The organism is Burkholderia sp. BCC1993, assembly GCF_905339865.1.
GTDB lineage: Bacteria > Pseudomonadota > Gammaproteobacteria > Burkholderiales > Burkholderiaceae > Burkholderia.
In genome coordinates, this window is record NZ_CAJPGZ010000004.1 from 38,302 (window position 1) to 55,399 (window position 17,098).

A 17,098-nucleotide genomic window follows, 5' to 3' on the forward strand; every position below is an offset into this window, starting at 1 on the left:
CGAAGCCTTTACGACAGGAAGAGGCGATACGCCGGATTGGCGCTCTCTTCGACATACGGATAGCCGAGCGCCGCGAGGAAGCGCTCGAACTCGGCGCGATCGGCCTGCGGCACCTGCAGCCCGACGAGGATCGAGCTGTAGTCCGCGCCCTGGTTGCGGTAGTGGAACAGGCTGATGTTCCAGTCCGGCGCCATCGACGACAGGAACTTCATCAGCGCGCCCGGCCGTTCCGGGAATTCGAAGCGGAACAGGCGCTCTTCGAGCGCGAGCGGCGAGCGGCCGCCCACCATGTAGCGGATATGTTCCTTCGACAGCTCGTCGTGCGTGAGGTCGACGGTCTTGAAGCCGTGCGACTCGAAGTTCGCGGCGATCTCCTCCGACTCGCCGCGCCGCTTGATCTGCACGCCGACGAAGATGTGCGCGGACTGCGCATCGGCGATCCGGTAATTGAACTCGGTCACGTTGCGATCGCCGACGAGCGAGCAGAAGCGCTTGAAGCTGCCGCGCTCCTCGGGGATCGTGACGGCGAACACGGCTTCGCGCGCCTCGCCGACTTCCGCGCGTTCGGCGACGAAGCGCATCCGGTCGAAATTCATGTTCGCGCCGGACGTGACCGCGACGAGCGTCTGGTTCTCGATGCCTTCGCGTTCCGCATAGTGTTTCGCGCCCGCGACCGCGAGCGCGCCGGACGGTTCGAGCACGCTGCGCGTATCCTGGAATACGTCCTTGATCGCCGCGCACAGCGCGTCGGTGTCGACCGTCAGCACGCCGTCGAGGAATTCGCGGCACAGCCGGAAGGTTTCCTCGCCGACGAGCTTTACCGCCGTGCCGTCCGCGAACAGGCCGACCTCGCTCAGTTCGACGCGCTCGCCCTTCTGCAGCGACTGCGCCATCGCGCACGAATCCTCGGCCTGCACGCCGAACACCTTGATCTCCGGCCGCACCGCCTTGACGTAGGCCGCCACGCCGGACGCGAGCCCGCCGCCGCCGATCGGCACGAAGATCGCGTGAATCGGCCCCTGGTGCTGACGCAGGATTTCCATCGCGATCGTGCCCTGGCCGGCGATCACGTACGGATCGTCGAACGGGTGGACGAACGTGAGGTCGCGCTCCGCCTGAACCTTGACCGCGTGCGCGTATGCATCGCTGTACGACTCGCCCGCCTGGATCACCTCGACGCTCGGGCCGCCGTGCGCGCGTACCGCATCGACTTTCACCTGCGGCGTCGTGACCGGCACGACGATCACGGCCTTCACGCCCATCCGGGCCGCCGAGAACGCGACGCCCTGCGCATGATTGCCGGCCGATGCCGTGATCACGCCGCGCGCGAGCGCGTCGGCCGGAATGTGCGCCATCTTGTTGTACGCGCCGCGCAACTTGAACGAGAACACCGGCTGGTTGTCCTCGCGCTTCAGGTAAACGGGGTTGTGCAGCCGGGCCGACAGGTTGCGGGCAGGTTCGAGTTCCGTCTCGAGCGCGACGTCGTAGACGCGCGCGGTGAGGATTTTCTTCAGGTAATCGTGGGATGCCATGGGCGCTCGCGTGCAGTGCGGAAGCAGACGGTAAAGGATCAATGATAGCGCCAAGGGTCCGTCCGCATGCAAGCGGCATGCCGGGCGCACCGTCGCGGAACCGCGCCGGCGGGCGTGTTTGCCGCATGAGGCGTCCCTTTTTTACCGGTTTAACCGCATGGTTACCGACCGGACGGACGGCGAATGCCGGAGCGAAAACGCGCCGAACCAGGCCCGGCGCGGCTTGCGGCGATAGCCCCACGACCTGTCCGGCGTGTCACGCGCGGCCCGATCATGGGTTAGAATTCCGTTTTGAATCAAGGATCGGAAGATGCAGAGGCACCCTCGGATCGCCCCGTTGAAGCCGACGCCGCGCGCAGCCAGCCCCGCGGCGGAGCGGCATGCGCGCCGCGCGCGATCGTGCTGATGGCTCCGAGTGCCGCCAGGCCCCACCCGTCGGGAACGGTGAGTTCAGTCCCGTTCCGGCCCCATGCGAGTTAGTCGCACGCCTGGCAACAGAACAGATTTCCCCAAGATTGCGCCCACGCGCTTGCCGACGCCCCTGCACGGTGTATCGGCCCTCCGAGTCGTCCGAACATGAACGCACCACAAGTTTTCGATCCGCATGGCGCGGCCGCCGCCGTCGCCGCCGACCCCGCGCCCCGTCTGCGCGAGATCCCCTACAACTACACGTCCTTCTCCGACCGCGAGATCGTGATCCGCCTGCTCGGCGCGGAGGCGTGGTCGGTGCTCGACGAACTGCGCGCCGAACGCCGCACGGGCCGCTCGGCACGGATGCTGTATGAAGTGCTCGGCGATATCTGGGTCGTGCGCCGCAACCCGTACCTGCAGGACGACCTGCTCGACAACCCGAAGCGCCGCGCGCTGCTGATCGAGGCGCTGAACCACCGCCTGACCGAAATCGGCAAGCGCCGCCGCGCCGACCTGACCGCGCACCACGACGACGCGGGCCGCGAACGCGCGGTGCGCGTCGAGATGCTCGAGGCCGCCGCGCAGCGCGCGGTCGACGAATTCGCCGACGAATTCGACAAGATGGCCGACCTGCGCCGCCGCGCGACCAAGGCGCTCGGCCGCTGCACGCAGAAGGACAACATCCGCTTCGACGGACTGTCGCGCGTGTCGCACGTGACCGACGCGACCGACTGGCGCGTCGAATACCCGTTCGTCGTGCTGACCCCCGATACCGAAGCCGAGATCGCGGGCCTGATCAAGGCCTGCTTCGAGCTTGGCCTGACCGTGATCCCGCGTGGCGGCGGCACCGGCTACACGGGCGGCGCGGTGCCGCTCACGCCGTTCTCCGCAGTGATCAACACCGAGAAGCTCGAACAGCTCGGCGCGGTCGAGCTGACCGAACTGCCGGGCGTCGCGCACAAGGTGCCGACGATCTTCTCCGGCGCGGGCGTCGTCACGCGCCGCGTGACGGAAGCGGCCGAAGCGGCCGGCTACGTGTTCGCGGTCGATCCGACCTCGCTCGACGCATCGTGCATCGGCGGCAACGTCGCGATGAACGCCGGCGGCAAGAAGGCCGTGCTGTGGGGCACCGCGCTCGACAACCTGGCCTGGTGGCGGATGGTCGACCCGGACGGCAACTGGCTCGAAGTCACGCGCCACGAGCACAACCAGGGCAAGATCCACGACATCGCGGTCGCGCGTTTCGAGCTGAAGTGGTTCGACGGCGCGTACGCGCCGGGCGAGAAGCTGCTGAAGAGCGAGATGCTCGAGATCGAAGGCCGCCGGTTCCGCAAGGAAGGCCTCGGCAAGGACGTGACCGACAAGTTCCTCGCCGGCCTGCCGGGCGTGCAGAAGGAAGGCTGCGACGGGCTCATCACGTCCGCGCGCTGGGTGCTGCACAAGATGCCCGCGCACACGCGCACCGTCTGCCTCGAATTCTTCGGCCAGGCGCGCGAGGCGATCCCGAGCATCGTCGAGATCAAGGACTACCTGTTCGAAACGTCGAAGCAGGGCGGCGCGATCCTCGCGGGCCTCGAGCACCTCGACGAGCGCTACCTGCGCGCGGTCGGCTACGCGACCAAGAGCAAGCGCAACGCATTCCCCAAGATGGTGCTGATCGGCGACATCGTCGGCGATGACGCCGACGCGGTCGCGCACGCGACGTCCGAAGTGATCCGGATGGCGAACGGCAAGAGCGGCGAAGGCTTCGTCGCGATCAGCGCGGAGGCGCGCAAGCGCTTCTGGCTCGACCGCAGCCGCACGGCCGCGATCGCGAAGCACACCAACGCGTTCAAGATCAACGAGGACGTCGTCATCCCGCTGAACCGGATGGGCGAGTACACCGACGGCATCGAGCGGATCAACATCGAGCTGTCGCTGAAGAACAAGCTGCAGCTGGTCGACGCGCTCGAAGCGTTCTTCCGCGCCGGCAACCTGCCGCTCGGCAAGACCGACGACGCGAACGAGATCCCGAGCGCCGAGCTGCTCGAGGATCGCGTGCAGCAGGCGCTGGAGCTGCTCAAGCGCGTGCGCGCGCGCTGGGAATTCGTGCGCGACCGGCTCGACCAGCCGCTGCGCGAGGCGCAGCACTACCTCGTGCAGCTCGGCTACGAGGCGCTCGCCGAGAAGTTCGCCGATCGCGCGGACGAGCAGCCGGGCGCGACCGTGTTCCACGTCACGCAGGACCGCACGGTCCGCATCTCGTGGAAGCAGGAGATCCGCGCGGAGCTGCGCGCGATCTTCAACGGCGGCGCGTTCAAGCAGATCCTCGACGAAGCACAGGCGATCCACAAGCAGGTGCTGCGCGGCCGCGTGTTCGTCGCGCTGCACATGCACGCGGGCGACGGCAACGTCCACACCAACATCCCGGTCAACTCCGACAACTACGAGATGCTGCAGGATGCGCACGCGTCGGTCGCGCGCATCATGACGCTTGCGCGCTCGCTCGACGGCGTGATCTCCGGCGAACACGGGATCGGCATCACGAAGCTCGAGTTCCTGACCGACGACGAGATCGCCGAATTCCGCGCGTACAAGCAGCGCGTCGACCCGAACGGCCGCTTCAACAAGGGCAAGCTGCTCGACGGTGCCGACCTGCGCAACGCGTACACGCCCAGCTTCGGGCTGATGGGCTACGAGTCGCTGATCATGCAGCAGTCCGACATCGGCGCGATCGCCGATTCGGTGAAGGACTGCCTGCGCTGCGGCAAGTGCAAGCCGGTGTGCGCGACCCACGTGCCGCGCGCGAACCTGCTGTACAGCCCGCGCAACAAGATCCTCGCGACCTCGCTGCTGGTCGAGGCGTTCCTGTACGAGGAGCAGACGCGCCGCGGCGTGTCGATCAAGCACTGGGACGAGTTCAACGACGTGGCCGACCACTGCACGGTGTGCCACAAGTGCGCGACGCCGTGCCCGGTGAAGATCGACTTCGGCGACGTCACGATGAACATGCGCAACCTGTTGCGCAAGATGGGCAAGAAGAAGTTCAACGCCGGCAACGCGGCGGGCATGTTCTTCCTGAACGCGACCAATCCGCAGACGATCAACGCCGCGCGCAGCGTGATGATGGGCGTCGGCTACAAGGTGCAGCGCTTCGCGAACGACATGCTGAAGAAGGTCGTGACGAAGCAGACCCAGCACCCGCCGGCGACGGTCGGCAAGCCGCCCGTGGTCGAACAGGTGATCCACTTCGTCAACAAGAAGATGCCGGGCAACCTGCCGAAGAAGACGGCGCGCGCGCTGCTCGACATCGAGGACAACAAGATCGTGCCGATCATCCGCAACCCGAAATCGACGACCGTCGATTCGGAAGCGGTGTTCTACTTCCCGGGCTGCGGCTCCGAGCGCCTGTTCTCGCAGGTCGGCCTCGCGACGCAGGCGATGCTGTGGGAAGCGGGCGTGCAGACCGTGCTGCCGCCGGGCTACCTGTGCTGCGGCTATCCGCAGCGCGGCTCGGGCCAGTACGACAAGGCCGAGAAGATCGTCACCGACAACCGCGTGCTGTTCCACCGGGTCGCGAACACGCTGAACTACCTCGACATCAAGACGGTGGTCGTGTCGTGCGGCACCTGCTACGACCAGCTCGCAGGCTACGAATTCGACAAGATCTTCCCGGGCTGCCGGATCATCGACATCCACGAGTTCCTGCTCGAGAAGGGGATGAAGCTCGACGGCGTGACGGGCACGCGCTACATGTATCACGACCCGTGCCACACGCCGATCAAGACGATGGACCCGGTGAAGCTCGTCAACGAGCTGATGGGCGCGGAGAAGGACGGCTACAAGATCGAGAAGAACGACCGTTGCTGCGGCGAATCGGGCACGCTGGCGGTCACGCGTCCGGACATCTCCACGCAGGTCCGCTTCCGCAAGGAAGAGGAAATCCGCAAGGGGGCCGCGAAGCTGCGCAGCATCCCGGTCGTGGCCGGCAGCGCACCCGCGCCGGCCGCCGCGAGCGCGAACGGCCCGGACGTGAAGATCCTGACGAGCTGCCCGTCGTGCCTGCAGGGCCTGTCGCGCTACAACGAGGATGCGAACCTCGAGGCCGACTACATCGTCGTCGAGATCGCACGCCAGGTGCTCGGCGAGAACTGGATGGCCGACTATGTCGCACACGCGAACAATGGCGGGATCGAGCGCGTGCTGGTCTAATGCGGGCATAACGACCGCCCGATCGGGCCAGGAATGAGCGGGCGCCGGCGCCGATGCGCCGGCGCCCGTCCACATGGGAGCGACGATGAAATGCGTGTTTTGCCGTGAAGACGGCGGCGAGGTGCTCTGGCAGGACGATGCGCTGCGCGTCGTGCTCGCGACGGGCGAGCACGATTACCCGGGCTTCTGCCGGGTGATCTGGGGCACGCACGTAGCCGAGTTCTCCGATCTCGGCGAGCCCGAGCGGGCACATTTGATGCGCGTGGTGTACGCGGTGGAGCGGGCCGTGCGCCGCGTGATGCAGCCGAACAAGGTGAATCTCGCGAGCCTCGGCAACATGGTGCCGCACGTGCACTGGCACGTGATCCCGCGCTTCTCCAACGACGCCCATTTTCCGCAGCCCGTCTGGGCGCCGCGCCAGCGCAGCGTGTCCGAGGCGCTGCTGCGCACGCGCGCGGCGCAGGCCTCGCTGCTGCACAATGCGGTGCGCGAGGAAATTCAACGCATGACCGATTCGAGGCAGCCATGAGCGGTTTGACTTCCACGACGCCGATTCCGTCCGGCGTCGTCGTGCACGCGGTGTCGCGCGTGCTCGAATTGCAGTACCCGAACGGCGAAAATTACCGGATTCCGTTCGAGCTGATGCGCGTCTATTCGCCGTCGGCCGAGGTGCGCGGCCACGGGCCGGGCCAGGAGACGCTGCAGACCGGCAAGCGCGAGGTGACGATCACCGCGCTCGAGGGCGTGGGCAACTACGCGCTGCAGCCGACGTTCTCCGACGGCCATTCGACCGGCATCTACTCGTGGGATCTGCTGTACGAACTGGCGACGCAGCAGGACGCGCTGTGGCGCGACTATTTCGACAAACTGAAGGCGGCGGGCGTCGAGCGCGACGCGCCGATGCAGGCGGCCCCCGCGCCGCACGGCCACTGCCACTGAAATCGACGGCGCCCGCTCGGCGCCGTCTTGCCATTTACTGAGGATCAACGCGATGAGCAAAACCCACTTCGGCTTCGAGAGCGTCGAGGAAACCGAAAAAGCGAAGAAAGTGGCGGGCGTGTTCCATTCGGTCGCGAGCAACTACGATCTGATGAACGACCTGATGTCGGCCGGCATGCACCGCGCGTGGAAGGCGTTCACGATCGCACAGGCGAACGTGCGCCCCGGCTTCAAGGTGCTCGACATCGCGGCCGGCACCGGCGACCTGACCAAGGTGTTCGCGAAGGCGGCCGGGCCGACCGGCGAGGTCTGGCACACCGACATCAACGAATCGATGCTGCGCGTGGGCCGCGACCGGCTGCTCGACAAGGGCATCGTGACGCCGTCGCTGCTGTGCGACGCCGAGAAGATTCCCTTTCCGGACAACTACTTCGATGTGGTCACGGTCGCGTTCGGGCTGCGCAACATGACGCACAAGGACGCCGCGCTCGCCGAAATGCGCCGCGTCGCGAAGCCCGGCGGCCGCGTGATGGTGCTGGAATTCTCGAAAGTCTGGGATCCGCTGAAAAAAGCGTACGATCTGTATTCTTTCAAAGTATTACCGTGGCTTGGCGACAAGTTCGCGAAAGATGCTGAAAGTTATCGGTATCTTGCTGAATCTATCCGGATGCACCCCGATCAGGACACGCTGAAGACGATGATGGAACAAGCGGGCCTCGACGCCGTCAAATATTACAATTTGTCAGGTGGCGTGGTAGCTTTACACCTAGGAACCAAGTACTAAGGGGTTCTTCCCATACATTCGCCTTACATCTGGAGAAGCTGATGTCCGAATCGCGTTCGTTGTTCAACCGTAGCAAGCCGTCGAAGCCGTGGGCTCGACGGGTCGGCACGCTGCTGATGGTCGGCCTGCTCACGGCCGGCACGTTCGCATCGCTCGACGCCGAAGCCAGGCGCATGGGCGGCGGGCGCAGCATCGGCCGCCAGAGTTCCACCGTCACGCAGCGCCAGGCCACGCCGCCCGCGCAGCAGCCGATGCAGCAGGCCGCGCCGGCGCAGGCGCAGCGCGCGAACCCGGCCGCACCGGCGCCGGCCGCGCAGCCGAACCGCTCGCGCTGGCTCGGGCCGATCGCTGGTCTCGCGGCCGGCCTCGGCATCGCGGCGCTGCTGTCACACTTCGGCCTCGGCGGCGCGTTCGCGAGCATGATGGCGAACGTCATCGTGATCGCGCTGCTGGCGATGGTCGGCATCTGGCTGATCCGCAAGTTCATGAACCGTCGCCGTCCGCAGGAACCGGCGTACTCGGTGGGTGGCTCGGCCTCGTCGTCGGGCGGCTACTCGCAGAGCCCGTCGTTCCAGCAAGGCAGCACCGGCAGCAACTATGCCGGCAGCGGCAGCAGCTACGCGAACGAAGCGCAGGGCGTGTTCGGCGGCGGCGCAGCGGCCGCCGGCGCGGCGGGCGCGATGGCGGCCGCACCTTTGCAGGTGCCGGCCGGCTTCGACACCGAAGCGTTCCTGCGCAGCGCGAAGGTCTACTTCGTGCGCCTGCAGGCGGCGTGGGACCAGGGCAACCTGGCCGACATCCGCGAGTTCACGACGCCGGAAATGTTCGCCGAGATCAAGATCGACCTCGATTCGCGCGGCAACGAGGCGAACCAGACCGATGTCGTGCAGCTCGACGCGGAACTGGTCGCGATCGAGGATCGCGGCATCGAGCAGTCGGCGAGCGTGCGCTTCCACGGGCTGATCCGCGAATCGGCGAACGCGTCGGCGGCGCCGTTCGACGAGGTGTGGAACCTGTCGAAGTCGGGCAGCCAGGGCTGGCTGCTCGCGGGTATCCAGCAGATCAACACGCACTGAGCGTGACCGGCGGCCGGCTTGCCGGCTGCCCGGGCGACGGCCGCCGCACTGCGACCGCTTGCCGCCCGGGTGTGCGGTTGGCCGCGGGCTGCCGACGATCCGACGTTACAATAGAAACCCGCGTGGGCGCCCGGCCTGCGCGGGTTTTTTCTTTCCCAGCCCGATGACCTTTGCCGCCAAGCCTTTTGCTGCTGCTGTCAATCACCTGCTCGCGCGCGAATCGTGGGCGCGTGATCGCCTGATCCCCTACGCGGGCAAGACCGCCCGGCTCGACGTGCCGCCCGTCACGCTCACGCTGCTCGTGCAGCCCGACGGCTACCTGTCCGCGGTGGAAACGCACGATGCGCAACACGTCGACGTGTCGATCGCGCTCGCGGGCGATACGGTCGCCGCATTCCTGCAGGGCGGCCAGGCGGCCGTGATGAAGCACGTGAAGATCGAGGGCGACGCCGAATTCGCGACGCAGATCGCGAAGCTGGCCGAGCACCTGCGCTGGGAACCTGAGGAAGATCTCGCGAAGCTGGTCGGCGACGCGGCGGCGTACCGGATCGCGACGGTCGTGCGCGACGCCGGCGCGCGCGCGCGCCGCACCGGCCGCAACGTGCTCGATTCCGTCGCCGAGTACTGGCTCGACGAGAACCCGCAAGTCGTCCGGCGCACGGTGCTCGGCGGCTTCGACGCCGAACTGGCGCGGGCGCGCGATGCGCTCGCGCGGGTCGAAAAGCGGGTCGAGCGACTCGAACAAAAAATCGGCGCGCGCACGGGCTCCGGCCCGCGCGGCGCGCACTGAGGGCCGCAGGGCATGCGCATTTTCCGTTTCATCAAGATTGTCTACACCGTCATCCGCTTTGGCCTCGACGAAGTGATGCTGTCCCGGATCGACGACCGGCGCGTGAAGCTGCTGCTGCGGATCACGACGATCGGCCGCCGCTTTTCCGATCCGCCCGCCGTGCGGCTGCGTCACGCGCTCGAAAGCCTCGGCCCGATCTTCGTGAAGTTCGGCCAGGTGCTGTCGACGCGCCGCGACCTGCTGTCGGTCGATTTCGCGAACGAACTCGCGAAGCTGCAGGACCAGGTGCCGCCGTTCGATTCCGCGGTGGCGATCGCGATCATCGAGAAGTCGCTCGGCGCGCCGGTCGACGAGCTGTTCGACGAATTCGAGCGCGAACCGATCGCGAGCGCGTCGATCGCGCAGGTGCATTTCGCGAAGCTGAAGCAGGGCGTGCACGCGGGCAAGGCCGTCGCGGTCAAGGTGCTGCGTCCGAACATGCTGCCGGTGATCGATTCCGACCTCGCGCTGATGCGCGACATCGCGACGTGGACGGAACGCATGTGGGCCGACGGCCGGCGCCTGAAGCCGCGCGAAGTCGTCGCCGAATTCGACAAGTACCTGCACGACGAGCTCGACCTGATGCGCGAGGCCGCAAACGGCAGCCAGCTGCGCCGCAACTTCGCGGGCCTCGACCTGCTGCTCGTACCCGAGATGTTCTGGGATTTCTCGACGTCGCAGGTGCTCGTGATGGAGCGCATGACCGGCGTGCCGATCAGTCAGGTCGAGACGCTGCGCTCGGCCGGCGTCGACATCAAGAAGCTCGCGCGCGAAGGCGTCGAGATCTTCTTCACGCAGGTGTTCCGCGACGGTTTCTTCCATGCGGACATGCACCCGGGCAACATCCAGGTGAGCCTCGATCCGAACACGTTCGGCCGCTATATCGCGCTCGATTTCGGGATCGTCGGCGCGTTGTCGGATTTCGACAAGAACTACCTCGCGCAGAACTTCCTCGCGTTCTTCAAGCGCGATTACCACCGCGTCGCGACGCTGCACCTCGAATCGGGCTGGGTGCCGCCCGAGACGCGCGTCGAGGAACTCGAGAGCGCGATCCGCGCGGTGTGCGAGCCGTATTTCGACCGTGCGCTGAAGGACATCTCGCTCGGCCAGGTGCTGATGCGCCTGTTCTCGACGTCGCGCCGCTTCAACGTCGAGATCCAGCCGCAGCTCGTGCTGCTGCAGAAGACGATGCTGAACGTCGAAGGGCTCGGCCGTTCGCTCGATCCCGAACTTGACCTGTGGAAGACCGCGAAGCCGTACCTCGAGCGCTGGATGACCGAGCAGATCGGCCTGCGCGGCTGGTACGAGCGCTTCAAGGTCGAGGCACCGCAATGGAGCAAGACGCTGCCGCAACTGCCGCGGCTGATCCACCACGCGATGGCGGCGCGCCACGATGCGCCGCGCGCGGCGAGCGAGGACCTGATGCGTCAGATCCTCATCGAGCAGAAACGGACCAACCGGCTGATGCAGGCATTGCTGATCTTCGGTCTTGCCGTCGGCGTCGGGGCGCTCGTCGCACGCGTGCTGCTCGCGCTCGCGTACGGCGCGTGACCGAAGGGGCCGGAGCGATGTCCGAACCGAAACAACCGTCCGCGCCGGGCGCCGCCGATTTCGCGACGCGGGACCCCGGCAACGCCGCGTTCTGGGACGAGCGTTTCGCACGCGGCGTGACACCGTGGGAATTCGGCGGCGTGCCGGACGGGTTTCGCGCGTTTGCGCAGCGGCGCGCGCCGTGCGCGGTGCTGATCCCCGGCTGCGGCAGTGCGCAGGAGGCCGGCTGGCTCGCGCAGGCCGGCTGGCCCGTGCGCGCGATCGATTTCGCCGCGCAGGCGGTGGCGGCCGCGAAGGCGCAGCTCGGCGCGCACGCGGACGTCGTCGAGCAGGCCGATTTCTTCGCGTACCAGCCGCCGTTCGACGTGCAGTGGGTGTACGAGCGCGCGTTCCTGTGCGCGCTGCCGCCGAGCCTGCGCGCCCGTTACGCGACGCGGATGGCCGAACTGCTGCCCGCCGGTGCGCTGCTGGCCGGATATTTCTTCGTGACGAAGAAACCGAAGGGGCCGCCGTTCGGTATCGAGCGCGCCGAACTCGATGCGCTGCTCGCGCCGCACTTCGAGTTGATCGAGGATCTGCCGGTGACCGATTCGCTGGCCGTGTTCGACGGAAACGAGCGCTGGCTCACGTGGCGCCGTCGCTGAAGCCCGCGCGTCGCGGCCGTTGCCGGAGTGCGCCGGGGTTTCGGATATAATTCAAGGTTTTGCAAGCCGTTTCCAGTTTCTGCGGGAAAAATATCATGCCGATCTACGCCTATCGATGCGAAGCGTGCGGTTTCGCGAAGGACGTGCTCCAGAAGATGAGCGACGCGCCGCTGTCGCAGTGCCCCGAATGCGGGAAGGATGCTTTTCGCAAGCAGGTCACCGCCGCCGGCTTCCAGCTGAAGGGCTCCGGCTGGTATGTCACCGATTTCCGCGGTGGCTCGGGTGGCACCAGCGCGCCGGCGACGGCGTCCGGCGATGCGGGTGCTGCAGCACCGGCCGCCACGGCGCCGACGGAAGCTGCGCCCGCTGCGACGAGCGCCGCAAGTACGACGACGAGCGCCGCGCCGGCCCCGGCTGCAGCGCCCGCCGCCGGCAGTTGACCGTCGCGGCCCGACCGGGTCGCGACCAACCCGCGCTTCCGGCGCGGTTCATTGACGGCAGATGATGAAAAAGACGACCCTGAAAACGGTGTTTCTGACCGGCCTGCTGGTTCTCGTCCCGCTCGCGATCACGCTGTGGGTGCTCGGCCTCATCATCGGTACGATGGATCAGACGCTGCTGCTCCTGCCCGAATCGTGGCAGCCGGAGCGGATGCTCGGCTTCCATCTGCCGGGGATCGGCGCGGTGCTGACGCTCGCGTTCATCTTCGTCGTCGGGCTGGCCACGCAGAACTTCATCGGCCAGAAGCTCGTCACGTGGTGGAACGCGGTCGTGCGTCACATCCCGGTCGTCGGGCCGATCTACACGAGCGTCAAGCAGGTGTCGGACACGCTGCTGTCGAGCAGCGGCAACGCGTTCCGCAAGGCGCTCTTGATCGAATACCCGCGCCGCGGCTCGTATACGATCGCGTTTCTGACCGGCGCGCCCGGCGGCGACGTGGTCAACCATCTGACGGAAGAGTACGTGAGCGTGTACGTGCCCACGACGCCGAACCCGACGTCGGGCTTCTTCCTGATGCTGCCGAAGAGCGAAGTCATCGAACTCGACATGTCGGTCGATGCCGCGCTCAAGTACATCGTCTCGATGGGCGTCGTGGCGCCTTCGGCGCCGGCTCCGGCGCCCGCCCGCCGTCCCGTCGAGCCGCCGCTGTAAGTAAAGAATCATCGCCCGGGCCGCGCGTTGCGGCACCCGTTGATCAAACCGAACGAAAGCAAACATCATGTCGATGCGTACTGAATACTGCGGTCTCGTGACCGAACACCTGCTGGGCCAAACCGTGTCGCTGTGCGGCTGGGTGCAGCGCCGCCGCGATCACGGCGGTGTGATCTTCATCGACCTGCGCGATCGTGAAGGCCTCGTGCAGGTGGTGTGCGACCCGGACCGCGCGGAAATGTTCGCGACCGCCGAAGGCGTGCGCAACGAGTTCTGCGTGCAGATCAAGGGTCTCGTGCGCAACCGTCCGGAAGGCACGGTCAACGCCGGCCTGAAGAGCGGCAAGATCGAAGTGCTGTGCCATGAGCTGATCGTGCTGAACGCGTCGGTCACGCCGCCGTTCCAGCTCGACGACGACAACCTGTCGGAAACGACGCGCCTCACGCACCGCGTGCTCGACCTGCGTCGTCCGCAGATGCAGCACAACCTGCGTCTGCGCTACCGCGTCGCGATCGAAGCGCGCAAGTACCTCGACGAGCAGGGCTTCATCGACATCGAAACGCCGATGCTGACGAAGAGCACGCCGGAAGGCGCGCGCGACTACCTCGTGCCGTCGCGCGTGAACGCGGGCCAGTTCTTCGCGCTGCCGCAGTCGCCGCAGCTGTTCAAGCAGCTGCTGATGGTCGCGAACTTCGACCGTTACTACCAGATCACCAAGTGCTTCCGCGACGAAGACCTCCGCGCCGATCGTCAGCCGGAATTCACGCAGATCGACTGCGAAACGTCGTTCCTCGGCGAGCAGGAAATCCGTGACCTGTTCGAAGACATGATCCGTCACATCTTCAAGACGACGATCGACGTCGAACTCGACGCGAAATTCCCGGTGATGCCGTACTCGGAAGCGATGGCGCGTTTCGGTTCGGACAAGCCGGACCTGCGCGTGCAGCTCGAGTTCACCGAGCTGACCGACGCGATGAAGGACGTCGACTTCAAGGTGTTCAGCACGCCGGCCAACGCGAAGGACGGCCGTGTCGCGGCGCTGCGCGTGCCGAAGGGCAGCGAGCTGTCGCGCGGCGACATCGACGGCTACACGGAATTCGTGCGCATCTACGGCGCGAAGGGCCTCGCGTGGATCAAGGTCAACGAGAAGGCGAAGGGTCGCGACGGCCTGCAAAGCCCGATCGTCAAGAACCTGCACGACGCATCGATCGCGGCGATCCTCGAGCGCACCGGTGCTGAAGACGGCGACATCATCTTCTTCGCGGCTGACCGCGCGAAGGTCGTCAACGACAGCCTCGGCGCACTGCGCCTGAAGATCGGTCATTCGGAATTCGGCAAGGCGAACGGTCTCGTCCAGGCTGGCTGGAAGCCGCTGTGGGTCGTCGACTTCCCGATGTTCGAATACGACGACGAAGACGCGCGCTACGTCGCGGCACACCACCCGTTCACCAGCCCGAAGGACGAACACCTCGAGTACCTCGAGACCGATCCGGGCCGTTGCCTCGCGAAGGCCTACGACATGGTGCTGAACGGCTGGGAAATCGGCGGCGGCTCGGTGCGTATCCACCGCGAGGAAGTGCAGAGCAAGGTGTTCCGCGCGCTGAAGATCGGTGCGGAAGAAGCGCAACTGAAGTTCGGCTTCCTGCTCGACGCGCTGCAGTACGGTGCGCCGCCGCACGGCGGTATCGCGTTCGGTCTCGACCGCATCGTCACGATGATGGCCGGTGCCGACTCGATCCGCGACGTGATCGCGTTCCCGAAGACGCAGCGTGCGCAGGATCTGCTCACGCAGGCGCCGAGCCCGGTCGACGAGCGTCAGCTGCGCGAACTGCACATCCGTCTGCGTCAGCCGGAACAGCCGAAGGCGTAACGCGTTTTCGCATCCGGTCGTGTGTGCGGTCACGCGCACACGACACCCATGAAAAAGGCGCCGTGGTGCGCCTTTTTCGTTTTTTGCGGTACAGTCGCAGCACTTGCCGCACGTTCGGGCACAGTGCCCGACGCACGGCCCCGCGCCGCATGAAACCAAAATGACGAAGCCGCCGAAAATCCCCGAATCCGTTCTCGTCGTGATCTATACGCCCGAACTCGACGTGCTGGTGATCAAGCGTGCCGACCAGCCCGATTTCTGGCAATCGGTGACCGGGTCGAAGGACGCGCCCGACGAGCCGCTCGCGCTCACGGCCGCGCGCGAAGTCGCCGAGGAAACCGGCATCTCGGTCGGGTCGCGCGACGTGCCGGCCACCGCACTGGTCGACTGGCACCACCGGATCGAATACACGATCTATCCGCAATACCTGCATCGCTACGCGCCGGGCGTCACGCGCAACGTCGAGCACTGGTTCGGCCTGTGCGTGCCGCATCACGTCGACGTGACGCTGTCGCCGCGCGAGCACGTCGACTACGCGTGGCTGCCGTTCCGCGAAGCGGCCGCGCGCTGCTTCTCGCCGTCGAATGCCGAAGCGATCCTGCAATTGCCCGTGCGCGTGTCGCTCGCGCGGGCACCGCACGGCTCGTCCGCATGAATGCGGAAACCCGCAAGCGCTTCGCGCAATTGCGGCAGATGTTCCTGCAGGAGCGCGGCTCCGCGTCGCGGCTCGCGTTCACGGCCGGCAACACGGTGCGGCTCTGCGAAACCGGCAACGAATTCTTCCACGCGCTGATCGAACGGATCGATGCGGCGCGCGAGCAGGTGATGCTCGAAACCTACATCTTCTGCGACGATGCGGCCGGCCGCCCGGTGTCGGATGCGCTGATCCGCGCGGCGCAGCGCGGCGTGCGCGTGCGCGTGATCACCGACGGCATCGGCACCGCGCGCCTGCCGCTGTTCGACACGTGGGCCGAGGCCGGCGTCGAGCACTGTATCTACAACCGCTTCCTGTTCGGCCGTTTCGGTTTCTCGCGCACGCACCGCAAGCTCGCGGTGATCGATCATGCGATTGCGTTCTGCGGCGGCATCAACATCGTCGACGACTACACGCAGGGCAGCGCGACGCTGCCGTTTCCGCGCTGGGATTTCGCGGTCGAGATGGCGGGGCCGGCGGTGTCGGACGTGCGCGCCGCGTTCGAGCTGCAGTGGCACCGGATCCAGTTCGGCCACAAGCCGTACGCGCAATACGCGGCGGGGCTGCACGGCGGCGAAGCGTTTCCGGACATGTTCCGGCGCTGGATGCGCAGCCACCGCTGGATCAAGGCCGGTGCGCTGCGGGTCGTGACCGAGCCGAGCGTCGCGTTCGTCGCGCGCGACAACGTCGTGAACCGCCGCGCGATCGAGAAGGCCTATCTCGCCGCGATCGGCCAGGCGCGCCAGCGGATCCTGCTCGCGAATCCGTACTTCATGCCGGGCCGCAAGCTGCGCCGCGCGCTGACGGGCGCAGCACGCCGCGGCGTCGACGTGCGGATCCTGATCGGCCGCAAGGAATTCGCGGCGCTCGATACGGCCGTGCCGTTCCTGTATCACGCGCTGCTGCGCGCGGGCGTGCGCGTGGCGGAATACGACAAGACGATGCTGCACGGCAAGGTGGCCGTGATCGACGACAACTGGGCGACCGTCGGCTCGTCGAACCTGGATGCGCTGAGCCTGATGCTGAACAATGAGGCGAACGTCGTGCTGGTGCGCTACGATGCGGTCACGAACCAGCTGCGCGACGCGATCGCGGCCGCCTTCTCCGAAGGCCGCGAAATCGACGCCGCCCGGTATGCCGCACGGCCGCGCATCGAGCGTATGCTGAGCTGGCTCGCATACAACACGTACCGCCTCGTGATGAAGGCGCTGACGGTCGGCGGTTACGACTGACACGGATTCAGCATCCGCTTCATAAAATCTGTCCGCACGTTCGTGCGGAAAAGCCGCTCCGGTCCCGCCGGAATCGCGCAAAATAGCGGCTCGGTTAGACACCGGTTTCTAATAATTTCCTTGTTTCGCGAGCGGCCGCACTCAATAATAGTACGGCCGTTCGATTTTATTCGAACCCCCGAACGGTTATAGA

General features: G+C 66.5%; 14 protein-coding genes and 1 pseudogene. 13 read left to right on the forward strand and 2 right to left on the reverse strand.

Annotation, left to right across the window (positions count from 1 at the left end):
- Nucleotides 1–8 precede the first annotated feature (8 nt).
- Both ilvA and U4Y91_RS36750 read right to left on the reverse strand, forming a co-directional pair.
- Entirely contained in the window at nt 9–1,532 is a 1,524-nt protein-coding gene (ilvA, locus tag U4Y91_RS07275; protein WP_321804464.1) for a threonine ammonia-lyase, biosynthetic, read from the reverse strand.
- A 141-nt stretch (nt 1,533–1,673) separates the two neighbouring features.
- Nucleotides 1,674–2,123, reverse strand: a pseudogene (locus U4Y91_RS36750) (hypothetical protein).
- Between U4Y91_RS36750 and U4Y91_RS07280 the strand changes: the two are divergent.
- The 13 genes from U4Y91_RS07280 to clsB all read left to right on the forward strand — a co-directional run bounded on the left by U4Y91_RS07280 (nt 2,109) and on the right by clsB (nt 16,905).
- Nucleotides 2,109–6,134: a DUF3683 domain-containing protein gene (locus U4Y91_RS07280; protein ID WP_321804466.1), complete on the forward strand. Its 4,026-nt coding sequence runs from the start codon at nt 2,109–2,111 to the stop codon at nt 6,132–6,134. The pseudogene U4Y91_RS36750 and the gene U4Y91_RS07280 sit on opposite strands and share 15 nt — an antisense overlap.
- Nucleotides 6,135–6,219: 85 nt before the next feature.
- Nucleotides 6,220–6,663, forward strand: coding sequence for an HIT family protein (locus tag U4Y91_RS07285; protein WP_321804467.1), 444 nt, complete (start codon nt 6,220–6,222; stop codon nt 6,661–6,663).
- A complete protein-coding gene (locus U4Y91_RS07290) occupies nt 6,660–7,073 on the forward strand; it encodes a gamma-butyrobetaine hydroxylase-like domain-containing protein (protein WP_175728203.1) in 414 nt (137 codons plus the stop codon). The genes U4Y91_RS07285 and U4Y91_RS07290 overlap by 4 nt, the downstream gene beginning before the upstream one ends.
- A 52-nt stretch (nt 7,074–7,125) precedes the next feature.
- Nucleotides 7,126–7,857 (forward strand): bifunctional demethylmenaquinone methyltransferase/2-methoxy-6-polyprenyl-1,4-benzoquinol methylase UbiE, encoded by a 732-nt coding sequence (gene ubiE, locus U4Y91_RS07295; protein WP_321804471.1) that lies wholly within the window; start codon nt 7,126–7,128, stop codon nt 7,855–7,857.
- 41 nt (nt 7,858–7,898) lie between these two features.
- Entirely contained in the window at nt 7,899–8,933 is a 1,035-nt protein-coding gene (locus tag U4Y91_RS07300) for a Tim44 domain-containing protein (RefSeq protein ID WP_321804473.1), read from the forward strand.
- 163 nt (nt 8,934–9,096) lie between these two features.
- Entirely contained in the window at nt 9,097–9,723 is a 627-nt protein-coding gene (locus U4Y91_RS07305) for an SCP2 domain-containing protein (RefSeq protein WP_321804475.1), read from the forward strand.
- A 12-nt stretch (nt 9,724–9,735) separates the two neighbouring features.
- Entirely contained in the window at nt 9,736–11,313 is a 1,578-nt protein-coding gene (gene ubiB / locus U4Y91_RS07310) for a ubiquinone biosynthesis regulatory protein kinase UbiB (protein WP_321804476.1), read from the forward strand.
- Between the two features lie 17 nt (nt 11,314–11,330).
- Entirely contained in the window at nt 11,331–11,957 is a 627-nt protein-coding gene (locus tag U4Y91_RS07315; protein WP_321804478.1) for an SAM-dependent methyltransferase, read from the forward strand.
- Nucleotides 11,958–12,052: 95 nt separating this feature from the next.
- A complete protein-coding gene (locus U4Y91_RS07320) occupies nt 12,053–12,397 on the forward strand; it encodes an FmdB family zinc ribbon protein (protein ID WP_321804480.1) in 345 nt (114 codons plus the stop codon).
- A 61-nt stretch (nt 12,398–12,458) separates the two neighbouring features.
- Nucleotides 12,459–13,109 carry a DUF502 domain-containing protein gene (locus U4Y91_RS07325; protein ID WP_027785397.1) on the forward strand — a complete coding sequence of 217 codons (651 nt, stop codon included), beginning with the start codon at nt 12,459–12,461 and terminating at the stop codon, nt 13,107–13,109.
- Between the two features lie 67 nt (nt 13,110–13,176).
- The gene (gene aspS / locus U4Y91_RS07330; protein WP_059233228.1) at nt 13,177–14,979 is read left to right on the forward strand and encodes an aspartate--tRNA ligase; all 1,803 of its coding nucleotides are present in this window, start codon (nt 13,177–13,179) and stop codon (nt 14,977–14,979) included.
- A gap of 160 nt (nt 14,980–15,139) precedes the next feature.
- Entirely contained in the window at nt 15,140–15,634 is a 495-nt protein-coding gene (gene nudB, locus U4Y91_RS07335; protein WP_321804483.1) for a dihydroneopterin triphosphate diphosphatase, read from the forward strand.
- A complete protein-coding gene (gene clsB / locus U4Y91_RS07340) occupies nt 15,631–16,905 on the forward strand; it encodes a cardiolipin synthase ClsB (protein WP_321804484.1) in 1,275 nt (424 codons plus the stop codon). The genes nudB and clsB overlap by 4 nt, the downstream gene beginning before the upstream one ends.
- Nucleotides 16,906–17,098 lie beyond the last annotated feature (193 nt).